At 64.7% G+C, this 12538-nt stretch carries 10 protein-coding genes; 7 read left to right on the forward strand and 3 right to left on the reverse strand.

All coding sequences use genetic code 11. The features are described from left to right. Positions 1–63 precede the first annotated feature (63 nt). A complete protein-coding gene (locus tag GFY24_RS13460; RefSeq protein ID WP_194852853.1) occupies positions 64–1548 on the forward strand; it encodes an NAD(P)/FAD-dependent oxidoreductase in 1485 nt (494 codons plus the stop codon). Positions 1549–1553: 5 nt separating this feature from the next. On the opposite strand, the gene hutC is transcribed toward GFY24_RS13460, so the two are convergent. Next, the gene (gene hutC, locus GFY24_RS13465) at positions 1554–2324 is read right to left on the reverse strand and encodes a histidine utilization repressor (protein ID WP_153805538.1); all 771 of its coding nucleotides are present in this window, start codon (positions 2322–2324) and stop codon (positions 1554–1556) included. Positions 2325–2484: 160 nt separating this feature from the next. Between hutC and hutU the strand changes: the two genes are divergently transcribed. Genes hutU through hutG form a run of 4 tightly spaced genes read left to right on the forward strand, consistent with a single transcriptional unit; the run spans position 2485 to position 7808 of the window. Then, complete coding sequence (gene hutU / locus GFY24_RS13470; protein ID WP_153805363.1) at positions 2485–4161, forward strand: urocanate hydratase; 1677 nt, start codon at positions 2485–2487, stop codon at positions 4159–4161. A gap of 38 nt (positions 4162–4199) precedes the next feature. Beyond that, complete coding sequence (locus GFY24_RS13475) at positions 4200–5630, forward strand: cytosine permease (protein ID WP_153805364.1); 1431 nt, start codon at positions 4200–4202, stop codon at positions 5628–5630. 13 nt (positions 5631–5643) lie between these two features. Next, positions 5644–6828 carry an imidazolonepropionase gene (gene hutI / locus GFY24_RS13480; RefSeq protein ID WP_309230810.1) on the forward strand — a complete coding sequence of 395 codons (1185 nt, stop codon included), beginning with the start codon at positions 5644–5646 and terminating at the stop codon, positions 6826–6828. After that, complete coding sequence (gene hutG, locus GFY24_RS13485; RefSeq protein ID WP_153805365.1) at positions 6825–7808, forward strand: formimidoylglutamase; 984 nt, start codon at positions 6825–6827, stop codon at positions 7806–7808. Before hutI ends, hutG begins: the two co-directional genes overlap by 4 nt. On the opposite strand, the gene GFY24_RS13490 is transcribed toward hutG, so the two are convergent. Beyond that, entirely contained in the window at positions 7750–8202 is a 453-nt protein-coding gene (locus GFY24_RS13490) for a hypothetical protein (protein ID WP_153805366.1), read from the reverse strand. The genes hutG and GFY24_RS13490 overlap by 59 nt on opposite strands. Positions 8203–8399: 197 nt before the next feature. Here GFY24_RS13490 and GFY24_RS13495 point away from each other — a divergent pair, with 197 nt between their 5' ends. After that, a complete protein-coding gene (locus GFY24_RS13495) occupies positions 8400–9884 on the forward strand; it encodes an HNH endonuclease signature motif containing protein (RefSeq protein WP_153805367.1) in 1485 nt (494 codons plus the stop codon). A gap of 273 nt (positions 9885–10157) precedes the next feature. On the opposite strand, the gene GFY24_RS13500 is transcribed toward GFY24_RS13495, so the two are convergent. Next, positions 10158–10820 (reverse strand): TetR/AcrR family transcriptional regulator, encoded by a 663-nt coding sequence (locus tag GFY24_RS13500; RefSeq protein WP_153805368.1) that lies wholly within the window; start codon positions 10818–10820, stop codon positions 10158–10160. A 125-nt stretch (positions 10821–10945) separates the two neighbouring features. Here GFY24_RS13500 and GFY24_RS13505 point away from each other — a divergent pair, with 125 nt between their 5' ends. After that, complete coding sequence (locus tag GFY24_RS13505) at positions 10946–12517, forward strand: succinic semialdehyde dehydrogenase (protein ID WP_153805369.1); 1572 nt, start codon at positions 10946–10948, stop codon at positions 12515–12517. The last annotated feature ends 21 nt before the right edge of the window (positions 12518–12538 follow it).

Consider the following 12538-nt stretch of genomic DNA (forward strand, 5'->3'; position numbering starts at 1 on the left):
GCCCTGCGCGGGTGCCGCGCTGGATACGCTGGGGCATATATCTCGTGAATGGGAGGAGTGTCGATGAGCAGCACGCCCGAGCACGTCGATGTGCTCATTGTCGGCGCGGGTCTGTCCGGTATCGGGGCCGCCCATCATCTGCAGACCGCGTTCCCATGGCGCACGTACGCGATCCTGGAGATGCGCGATGGTATCGGCGGCACCTGGGATCTGTTCCGCTACCCGGGGATTCGCTCCGACTCCGATATGTTCACCCTCGGCTACCGCTTCCGGCCGTGGCTGGGGGACAAGGCCCTTGCCGACGGGGGTTCGATTCTGGAATATGTCCGCGATACCGCCGCGGAGGCGGGGATCGACAAGCACATTCGGTATCGGCATCGGGTGCTACGTGCGGAGTGGTCGACCGCGGACGAGCGCTGGACGGTGACCGCCGAACACGACGGTGAGACGGTGAGCATTACCGCCAACTTCCTGTTCAGCTGCTCGGGCTACTACCGGTACGACGAGGGATACACGCCGGAATTCGCTGGGACGGATCGCTTCTCGGGGCCGATCGTGCATCCGCAGCAATGGCCCGAACAACTGGATGTGGCGGGCAAGCGGGTCGTCATCATCGGTTCGGGCGCGACCGCGGTAACTCTCGGTCCGGCGCTGGCGGATCAGGGCGCGCACGTGGTCATGTTGCAGCGCTCACCCTCCTACATTATTTCCATGCCCGCCCGCGATGCCTTCGCGGACCGGGCGCGGCGCATTCTGCCCACCAAGGCCGCCTATGCGCTGGCCCGCGCCAAGAATGTCGGGCTGAGCACCGCCATGTATCAGATCTCGCAGCGCTACCCCAAGCGGATGCGCGCATGGATATTCGAGCTCCAGAAGCGTTGGCTGCCTGCGGGTTACGATATTCAGACGCATTTCAATCCCAGCTACAAGCCCTGGGATCAGCGGCTGTGCCTGGTGCCCAACGGTGATCTGTTCCGCGCCATCCGCCAGGACAAACTGGAGATGGTCACGGATCGGATCGAGACCTTCACCGAATCCGGTCTGAAATTGGAGTCCGGGGGCGAGCTCGACGCCGACATCATCATCACCGCAACGGGATTGAACCTGATTGCCTTCGGTGGACTGGAACTGACCGTGGACGGTGAGAAGGTCGAACTCCCGAATGCCATGGCGTACAAGGCCATGATGCTCTCGGAGGTGCCGAACTTCGCGTTCATCATCGGCTATACCAATGCCTCTTGGACGCTCAAGGCAGACCTGGTGTGCGAGTACGTGGTTCGCCTACTGCGGCATATGGATTCGAACGGCTACGCCAAGGCCACACCCGTCCGCGATCCCTCCGTGGGCACCGCGCCCTTCCTGGACTTCCAGCCCGGCTATGTGCTGCGCGCCCTGGACCGGCTCCCCAAACAGGGCGATCGCGCACCGTGGCGACTGCGTCAGAACTATCTGCGCGACCTGCCCATGCTGCGCTACGGCAAGATCGTCGACCCGGCCATGCGCTTCGAACGCGCCGGTGAATCGGCACGAATCACCAGCGGGCAGTAGGGCTTTCAGCGCCCGAAGACACCTTCGAGGCGATTGCGTGAGCCCGGATGCACCAGCCGGGCCACGCTGACCAGGCCGTGCTCGGACCAGGTGCGGCGGCGAATGAGCAGGCACGGTTCCCCGCGGTCGATCCCGAGCAGGCGGCACTCGTCGGTGCTGCCGAGCACCGCCTCCACCATGTGCTCGCCCCGCACCAGCGGCGCGACCCGGCTCAAATAGTCATTGGGCGTGGTGGTTACGAAGTCCTGCTCCAAATAGCCCGGGGCCTCGGCGGGATTCACATACCGGTCCTCGACCTGGATCGGGGTGTCGTCCTCGAAATGCACCAGCACCGAATGAAAAGCCTTGGTGCCGATGGAATCGCGTAGGAACGGCTGGGTGCCGTCGATCTTCTCGTCGCGCACCAGAATCACCTCGGTGCGATGCCGGTGCCCGCGCTGCTGGATCTCATCGGCGATATTGCGCACCTCGAACAGCGGCGACGAGCCCTTGGTGGCGGCCACGAAGGTGCCCACGCCCATCATGCGCACGATCAGACCCTCGGCGGTGAGCTCGCGCAACGCCCGATTGATGGTCATGCGGGAGAGTCCGAGCGCGGCCACGAACTGATGCTCGGACGGCAGTTGATCGCCTTCGGTCCAGCGCCCTGAACGCACCTGCGCGATGACCAACTGCTTGACCCGTTCGTACGCGGGTACCGAATCGCCCCCCGCCTCGGCGAACAGTGCCGCGAGAGAGGTCTCGCCCGAGCTGTTCGATCCCGCGACCGTTGCCATCCCCGCCGTACTCCCTACCGAGTCCATCGTTCCGAGCCTGCAGCCTACCGGCCCGGATGGGCTCATTTTGACAGTTGTATAGACAGGACTATACAACTGTTGCAGAATGCGATCCAGCACACATTCACTGCTGAGCGCGAACGGAGTCACGGAGGTACCCATGGACATCACTTCACCCGGGCACGAGGCCCGACCGGTGCGCGCCCCGCGCGGCCCCGAGCTGACCACGCTCGGCTGGCAGCAGGAGGGCGCGCTGCGCATGCTCATGAACAATCTCGATCCCGAGGTCGCCGAGCATCCGGACGCCTTGGTCGTCTACGGCGGCACCGGTCGGGCCGCGCGCTCCTGGGCCGCCTTCGACGCCATGGTCGCGACCCTGAAGACATTGAAGAACGACGAGACCATGCTGGTGCAGTCCGGTAAGCCGGTCGGCGTCTTCCGCACCAACGAGTGGGCTCCCCGCGTCCTCATCGCCAACTCCAATCTCGTTGGCGACTGGGCGAACTGGGAGGAATTCCGCCGCCTGGAGGAGCTCGGGCTCACCATGTACGGGCAGATGACCGCCGGATCGTGGATCTACATCGGTACCCAGGGCATTCTGCAGGGCACCTATGAGACCTTCGGTGCGGTGGCGCGCAAGCGATTCGGCGGGACTCTTGCCGGAACCATCACTCTCACAGCGGGTCTCGGCGGAATGGGTGGTGCGCAGCCACTGGCGGTCACCATGAACGAGGGTGTGGCCATCTGCGTCGACTGCGATGTCACGCGTATCGATCGGCGGATCAAGCACAAGTACCTGGATGTGAAGGCCGACAACCTCGATCACGCTCTGGAGTTGGCGATCGCGGCCCGCGATGCGAAGCGTCCGCTGTCCATCGGCGTGGAAGGCAATGCGGCCGAGGTGTTTCCGGCGCTGCTCGAGCGCGAAGTGCCCATCGATATCGTCACCGACCAGACCTCCGCGCACGATCCCCTCGCCTACCTGCCCCTCGGCGTCGACTTCGGCGATATGAAGACCATGTCCGAGAAGGACCCGGTGTGGTTCACCGAGCAGGCCCAGCTGTCCATGGCCGCGCATGTGAAGGCCATGGTCGGGTTCCTGGATCGCGGCGTCGAGGTCTTCGACTACGGCAACTCCATTCGCGATGAGGCCCGCAAGGGCGGCTACGACCGCGCCTTCGACTTCCCCGGCTTCGTACCGGCGTACATTCGCCCGCTCTTCGAGGAGGGCCTGGGCCCGTTCCGCTGGGCCGCGCTGTCCGGTGATCCGGCCGATATCGCCGCCACCGACAAGGCGATCCTCGAATTGTTCCCGGACAACGAGCATTTGAAGCGCTGGATCACCTTGGCGGGGGAGAAGGTCGCCTTCGAGGGTCTGCCCGCACGCATCTGCTGGCTCGGCTACGGCGAACGGCACCTGGCCGGACTCAAATTCAATGAAATGGTCGCCAGCGGTGAACTTTCCGCGCCCGTCGCCATCGGCCGCGATCACCTGGACTCCGGTTCGGTGGCCTCGCCGTACCGCGAGACCGAATCCATGCGCGACGGCTCCGACGCGATTGCCGACTGGCCGCTGCTGAACGCCCTGCTCAATACCGCCTCCGGTGCGTCCTGGGTATCGCTGCACCACGGCGGCGGTGTCGGTATGGGCCGGTCCATCCATGCCGGCCAGGTCGTCATCGCCGACGGCACCGAACTCGCGGCCCGCAAGATCGAGGCGGTGCTGACCAACGATCCGGGCATGGGTGTCATTCGGCACGCCGATGCCGGATACGAGCACGCCATCGAGACGGCTTCCACCCGCGGAGTCCGTATTCCCATGTCCGAGAATCAGTAACCGATCCACCGCGGTCTACAAGCAGGAAGGCCGAGACCATGACGCACGACGGTCCCGCCGAGGTAGTACTCACCCCCGAACGCCACACCATCGATGTCATTCCGGATTCGGAACGGCACGGTAGCCCGCGCAGCCAGTTCACGCTGTGGTTCGGTGCGAATATGCAGATCACCGCGATTGTCGACGGCGCGCTGGCGGTTATTTTCGGAGCCGACGCGCTGTGGGCCATTATCGGCCTGCTCATCGGCAATGTGGCCGGTGGCGCGGTCATGGCGCTGCACTCCGCGCAGGGCCCGAAACTGGGTCTGCCGCAGATGATTTCCAGTCGTGCGCAATTCGGTGTGCGCGGTGCGGTACTGCCGCTGTTGCTCGCGATTCTCATGTATCTGGGATTCGCGGCGACCGGTACGGTGCTGGCCGGACAAGCTGTGGCCAAGGTGCTGCATATAGACAATCCCGAATTGGGCATGGTCATTTTCGGGGCGCTCACCGCATTGATCGCGGTCACCGGGTACAAGCTCATTCATATTGTGGGCCGGATCGCGACCGTGGTCGGCATTATCGGATTCAGTTATCTGGCAATCCGTTTGTTCGCCGAATACGATGTGACCGCGCAACTCGGGGTCAAGGGTTTCGAGACCGCTACCTTCCTGCTGGCGGTCGCGCTCGGTGCGAGCTGGCAGCTGACCTTCGGACCGTATGTGGCCGATTACTCGCGCTACCTGCCGCGTTCCACCAGTGACCGGGCGACCTTCTGGTCCACCTTCGCCGGCACCGTGATCGGCTCGCAGTGGTCCATGACCTTCGGTGCGCTCATCGCGGCGGTGGCGAGCAAATCGTTCATGAAGGATCAGGTCGGATTCATCGGTGATCTCGCCGGTCCGGCGGCGGTCGCGGTGCTCATCTATCTGGTGATCGTCACCGGAAAGCTGACTGTGAATGTGCTCAATGCGTACGGTGGTTTCATGTCGATCCTCACCACGGTGACGGCTTTCGAAGGGCGCTCGCGCATTTCGACCTTGGCGCGCAGCCTCTACATTATCGGCTTCACCACCGTCGCCACGCTGATCGCCATTGCCGCCAGCGCGGACTTCCTGGCCAATTTCAAGAATTTCGTGCTCGCGTTGCTCATGGTTTTCACGCCGTGGAGTGCGATCAATCTGATCGACTACTACCTGATCTCCAAGGAGCGCATCGACATTCCCGCGCTCTACGACGCCAATGGACGGTATGGCGCGTGGAATGTGCCCGCCCTGGCGTGCTACTTCACCGGTGTACTGGTGCAGATTCCCTTCCTGGCGACCAAGCTCTACACCGGACCGATTACCGACATGCTCGGCGGCGCGGATATCTCGTGGATCGTCGGCATTGTGGTGACGGCCGGGCTGTACTACCCGATCGCCAAGCGCACCGCGAATCCGCCGGAACACATGATCTACCCGCCGGACACCGAAATGGCCCGAGCCTGAAAGGAATTCGATCGTGACCAGCCTGGTCATCACGAATATCGGAACCCTCGTCACCAATGATCCGCAGCTCGGCGAGGGACAGCTCGGAGTGCGCCGGAACGCCGGCATCGCCTTCGCCGACGGGCGGGTGGCGTGGGTCGGCGACAGCGCGGATGCGCCCGCCGCCGACCGCGGAGCCGACCTCGGCGGCCGGGCACTACTGCCCGGATTCGTGGAGAGCCACTCGCACCTGGTGTTCGCCGGAGAGCGGGCCGAGGAATTCGCGGCACGTATGACCGGAACCCCTTACACCGCAGGCGGAATCCGCACGACTATCGAGGCCACCCGAGCCGCCGATGAGGGGCAGCTCGAAGCCAATGTGCGGCGACTGCTCGCCGAGGCACTGCGCTCCGGCAGCACTACGGTGGAGTGCAAGACCGGGTATGGGCAGAGCACCCGCGATGAGCTGCGCAGTGCGCAGGTCGCGGGACGGTTCACCGATGAGGTCACGCTCTTGGCGGCGCATGTGCCGCCGCCCGAGTACGCCGGGCGCGCGGACGACTATGTGGCCATGGTGTGTGACGAGATGATCGCAGCCTGTGCGCCGCACGCCAAATGGATCGACGTGTTCTGTGAACGCGGGGCATTCGACGAGGAGCAGTCGCGAGCGGTGCTGAAAGCCGGTGTGGCGCATGGGCTCATCCCGCGCGTGCACGGCAATCAGCTCGGGCAGGGGCCGGGCGTGCGGCTGGCCGTGGAGATGGGCGCGGCATCGGTGGATCACGTCACGTATGTGAACTCCGGCGATATCGACGCGCTGGCAAGCGGTTCCACGGTGGCGACACTGCTGCCGGGTGCGGATTTCTGCACGCGGAACGCCTATCCGGATGCGCGGGCGCTGTTGGATGCCGGGGTCACGGTGGCATTGGGCGCGGATTGCAATCCCGGTACCTGCTACACCACCAGCCTGCCGTTCTGTATCGCACTCGCTGTCCGCGAAATGCATATGACGCCGGCGGAAGCCGTGTGGTCGGCGACCCTGGGTGGTGCGAAGGCATTGCGGCGCAATGACATCGGCTGGCTGGGTGTGGGGGCGCGGGCCGATGCCATTGCCCTGGACGCACCTTCGTACCTGCACCTGGCCTACCGGCCGGGTGTCGCCCTGGTGCGTGAAGTGTTCAAGGACGGCGTGCTGGTCACCCCGGGAGTCGCCGTATGAGCGCCGAGATTCGGGTCGATATCCCGCCCGCACCTTGGACCGGGCGCAACGACGGCGATGCGCCCGAACATCTGCGGTGGCATCAGGCTGTTCGGCCGTATGACCCCGAAGCCTCCGAGAGTCGTGGTGTGCTCATAGGTTTCGCCAGTGACGAGGGCGTGCGACGCAACAAGGGCCGGCAGGGTGCGGCGGCGGGTCCGGCTGCCCTGCGGGCCGCCTTGGCATCGATGGCGCTGTCGGAGCCCGTCCTGCTGGAGGACGCCGGAACCGTCGCGGTGACCGATTCGAATTTGGAGGGCGGACAGGAGCGGCTGGGGAATGCCGTTGCCGTGGCCATTGATTCGGGACGACTGCCCGTGGTTCTCGGTGGCGGGCATGAGGTCGCGTACGGCACCTACCTCGGTGTGGCGGCCGCACAGGCGCGACAGGCTCGCCCGCGTCTCGGAATCCTCAATCTGGACGCACATTTCGATCTGCGGGATGAGGCGGTGCCGAGTTCCGGTACGCCCTTCCGGCAGATCCTCGAAGCCGAGCGGGCGGCGGGCACCTCGGTTCGGTATGACGTGCTCGGTATCAGTCAGCCGAGCAATACCCGCGCGTTGTTCGATACCGCGGATCGTCTGGACGTGCACTATCTACTCGACGATCGCTGCGGCCCAACCGATTACGCGATGGTCGACGCGTTCGTCGCGGACCTCCTGGATGCGGTCGACATGCTCTATCTGACCATCGACCTCGATGTGCTCCCGGCAGCGGTCGCGCCGGGGGTGAGTGCGCCTGCCGCGTATGGCGTTCCGCTGGAGACCATTCAGCGGGTGTGTGATCGGGTGGCGGCCGGCGGGAAGCTGGTGGCGGTGGATGTCGCCGAGCTCAATCCCGGGTTGGACGTGGACAATCGGACGGCGCGGACTGCCGCCCGGCTCATACACCGACTCGTTTGCGCTCGCGCGGTGCCAGGACGCACAGCAGTGCGACGATAAGGCCGCCGCCCACCAGGTATAGGCCCCAGCTGCCGTTGAGCAGGTCGCTGTAGTCGTGGCGGAGTTGGTCGTCGAAGTTCTGGTCGAGTCGCCAGGTGAGTACGCCGAGACCGGCGAGACCTACCAGGACGCCGAGCGTGCCCAGCGTGCGTGAGCCGACCAGGGCGGCAAGCAGAATGGCGGCGGCTACGGCCAGGAAGCCGATGGCCAGCGACACCCACAGGGTGACGGATTGATGGCCCAATTGGTCGAGGGATTGGCCGTCCGGGAAGCCGTTCCTGAGGTTGTCGAAGCTGATGTGCTGGGGTTTCAGGTGGTCCAGGAGGGGGCCGAAGGTGCCGACTGCTATCGCTATGGCGCTGGCGAAGAGCAGTAGGTGTACCGAGGTTCGCATGTCTCCACGGTAGGGGTTTTCGGGCGGGAGTGGGGGAAAAGGTCAAGAGAATAAAAGAACAAAAAGATAAAGACGCCCGGACAAGAAGAAAAGAAGACAAGAAAAAGACGAAGATGAAAAGAACAAGAGTCTGAATAGCTTTGTGTCACAAGGGAATTCATCTGGCGGGGATAGGATTATCTCGGTAGAATAAAGCTATGGAATCCGGGGGAGAAGCCGCAATCGTAGTCGCCGTTCAGGCGCTGCGGGCTGCGGCGGATGCCCTGCTCGGGGCGTCGCCCATTCCGCTGTCGGATGATGAGTTCGCGGATGTGATGCGGGAAACCGAAAAGGTTGTGCGGCAATTGGATGCCGCGAAAATCGGATTCGTCGACGAAACTCGGCGTCGCGATTTGCATGGCAAGGCGGATATGAAGTCCCCGGCGCTCTACCTGGAACAGTCGTTGCGGTTGTCCCGCGCTGATGCGTGCAGGAGGGTCAGGGTCGCCGAGAAGCTCGCGGTCCGTCGCATGCCGGGGCAGGTGTTGGAGCCGGAGCTGCCCATCGTCGCCGAAGCGCAACGTACGGGTGCGATTTCGGCCGACCATGTCACTCGGATCATGCAGGCCATGGAACGCCTGCTGGGCAGCCTCGATATCGAGCTGCGAGAGGCCGCGGAGGAGCACCTCACCGAATACGCGTGCAAGGGCTGGCCGGATGACGTGCGCAAACTGGGGGAGGACATCCTGCGCCGCGTCGATCCGGACGGCAAGCTCACCGGCGACGCCGACCGGCAGCGCATGCGCGGTATCACCGTCGGCACCCAGCGGGTGGACGGCATGTCGGCACTGATCGGCGAGATCACCCCCGACCTGCGTGCCGTTCTCGATCCGGTGCTCGCCAAGCTCGCACGCCCCGGCATGTGTAATCCCGAAGATCCCGAAAGCCCCCGCACCGCAGCGGAATCCACCGATCGCGAACGGCTGGAGGCAGCCGCCAAGCGTGACACCCGCACCGCCGCCCAGCGCAATCACGATGCGCTGCTTGCCTTCCTGCGCTACGAGGCCGATACCACCGCACTCGGCACGCATCGCGGCCTGCCCGTCTCGACGATCCTCACCATGAGCCTCACCGACCTGGAGAACCGCTCCGGAGTGGCAACCACCGCCTCCGGCGTCACCCTCTCCATCGGTGAGGCAATACAACTGGCCGCCAACTCCACCAAGTACCTCGCCGTCTTCGACGCCGCCGGAATGCCCCTGCATCTCGGCCGCGGCGACAACCGATTGGCAAGCAAGGCACAACGTTTGGCCCTCATCGCCGCCGAAAAGGGCTGCACCCGCCCCAATTGCACCGCCCCCGCCACCATGTCCGCCGTCCACCACGTAACCGAATGGTCCAAGGGCGGCAATACCGACATCGAAAACCTCACCCTGGCCTGCGACAGCTGCCACGCCCTGGTCCACGACGGCCCCGGCGGCTGGAAAACGATCAAACTCGGTGCGGACAGCAAGTTTCCGGGCCGCACCGCCTGGATCGCCCCGCCCCACATCGATCCAACCGGAACACCCCAGGTGAATCACCGCCACCACCCGGGTGAGTTGATGGCCGCCACCTTATCGCGAATCCAAACCCGCAATGAGGCTGAGCGACAACGCCTGAAGGAGTGGCTCAACCGCCGCCGCTCCACCCCAACCGAATAGCCCGACACCCCCGTGACACCGCAGGTCCCGACCTGCCGGTGTCACGAGGCTTTGGGTTATCCCGCTTGAGTATTTCGGGTTCGGTCTCTTTGGGTTTTGTCCCGAAACGGGACCACGGCCAGTCTCCCCGTCAGGTACTGCCACCTATGCACCTGATGGGGGAGCGAAAGCCGGGTACGGCACACGAGGTTCCCACACCTCTTCTTTCCGCATGCACTTCCACAACAGATCCCGGCCCGGGGAGCATCACGCCGCACGCCCCACAGGGCATCGCTATGCGAACAAGCCAGGGATGGTCAGGGCATATTCGACGTCTTCACGGCTGCCAAGCGTCACCAAACAGCTGCGGATCATGGTGAGACGCGCCGCCGCAATGGTTTCCGGGGTGGGCTCACCCCCCGCGGAGATGCGGTAGACCACGAATTCGCAGGTTTGCAGGCAGGTGTCGAGATCGAGGTCGGCGGGAACAGTGCGCCCGAGTTTGGTGAATTTGGCTCGGATGAGGGCTCGGATCTCATCCATGGCGCGTTCCCGATAAGGAGAGACCGGGGATCCGGGGTCGTGCAATTCCGCGAAGAGCGGGGAGAGCATCGGGCCATGTCCGCCAGCCCAGTAGAGGTAGGCCTCAATCATGTTGATGCCCAGCTCAACCGGTTCCTCGGTGCGTTCGAGCGCCGAGCGGATACCGCCGACCAGATCGTCATTGGAGACCGTCAAGACCGCGTGCAGCGGTTCGATGGCATTGGCGAAGTAGCGGTAGAAGGTGGGGCGTGCCAGACCCGCCGTTTCGATGATGCGGGCGACGCTGAGTCCGCGCGAGCCATGCTCGGCGAAGACTTCGGCGGTGGCCAGGATGATGCGGGCGCGCACCTGGTCGGCCTGCTTGGCCGTCTGTGGTGGGCGGCCGCGCCGGGCGGTAGGGGTGGCCGCGGTCATCGATTGCTCCGGCTGCTTGACATGGGGAGTGGCACGGCTATTAATCTAACACTAGTGTTCATCTAACAACGGTGTTCAAATAATTCGCGGGACGGGCCCGCGCATACCTATCGAAAGGGCGACCAATGTCGACTGCCCCGCAGCTCGCTGCCGCTGATGCACTGCCGTTCGACCTGGTGCAGCGGCTGCTCGCGCACGCTGTCGCCGGTGGCGCGCCCTCGGTCGAGGTGTTCGCCCCCGCCACCGGACGCAAGATCGCGGACCTGCCGCAGTCCTCCACCGCCGATGTGGAGACCGCCTTCGCCACCGCCCGCGCCGCCCAGGCGAAGTGGGCCGAGGTTCCCGTCGGCGAGCGGGTCACAATCCTGCGCCGCATTCACGATCTGGTGCTCGCCGAGCAGGACACCATTCTCGATATCGTGCAGACCGAGACCGGTAAGTCCCGCGTGCACGCCTTCGACGAGGTCTCCGATGTCGCGGTCAACGCTCGCTTCTACGCAGCCGAGGGCAAACGCCTGCTCGCACACCGCAAGCCGCGCGGCGTCATGCCGGTGCTCACCCAGGTGGAGGTGCGTAACCGTCCCAAGGGCGTGGTCGCGGTCATCTCGCCGTGGAATTACCCGCTGGCGCTCGGTGCTTCGGACGCACTGCCCGCACTGCTCGCCGGTAATGCCGTCATCGGCCGCCCGGACAATCAGACCGCGCTGACCCTGCTGTGGGCCATCGATATCGCCGAGCGCGCGGGCCTGCCGAAGGGCCTGTGGCAGGCCGTACTCGGTCGCGGCACCAAGCTCGGCCCCGAGGTGATCGCCCGCGCCGACTATGTCGACTACACCGGTTCCAGCGCCACCGGCCGCACCATTGCCCAGCAGGCGGGGGAGCGGCTCATCGGCTACTCGCTCGAATTGGGCGGTAAGAACCCGCTTTTGGTGCTCGCGGACGCCGATGTGTCCAAGGCTGCCAAGACCGCGGTGCGCGCCTGCTTCGCCTCGGCCGGACAGCTCTGCGAATCGATCGAGCGAATCTATGTGCACGACAAGGTGTATGACCGGTTCGTCACCGAATTCGTCGCCAACACCAAGGAATTGACCCTCGGCAAGACCCTCGATTTCGATTACGAGATCGGTTCGCTCACCTTCCCGCGCCAAATCGACACTGTCAGTGCGCATGTCGAGGATGCGGTGAGCAAGGGCGCGAAGGTCCTGGCCGGTGGTAAGGCTCGCCCGGACCTCGGCCCGTACTTCTACGAGCCCACCATCCTCGCCGATGTCCGCGAGGGTATGACCGCCTACCGCGAGGAGACCTTCGGCCCGGTCGTCTCGGTCTACCGCGTGAGCAGTGACGACGAGGCCGTGGCGCAGGCCAATGACACCGTCTACGGCCTCAATGCCAGTGTGTGGAGCAAGGATACGGCCCGCGGGCGCGAGGTCGCCGCACGCGTCAATGCCGGATCGGTGAACGTCAACGAGGGCTTCATCGCCGCCTGGGGTTCGGTTGCCGCACCCTCCGGCGGGCTCGGTATCTCCGGCACCGGCCGCCGTCACGGTCCCGAGGGCCTGCTCAAGTATGTCGACACCCAGACCATCGCGGTGCAGCGCGGCCTGCCCATCGCGCCCCTGCCCGGCATGTCCGAGCAGATGTGGGCCAAGACCATGACGCTCTTCCTCGGCGTGATGAAGACGTTGCGGCAGCAGTGATCCGCTGAAATCGAGACAGGG

The sequence above is a fragment of the Nocardia sp. SYP-A9097 genome, from assembly GCF_009649815.1.
Lineage (GTDB): Bacteria > Actinomycetota > Actinomycetes > Mycobacteriales > Mycobacteriaceae > Nocardia.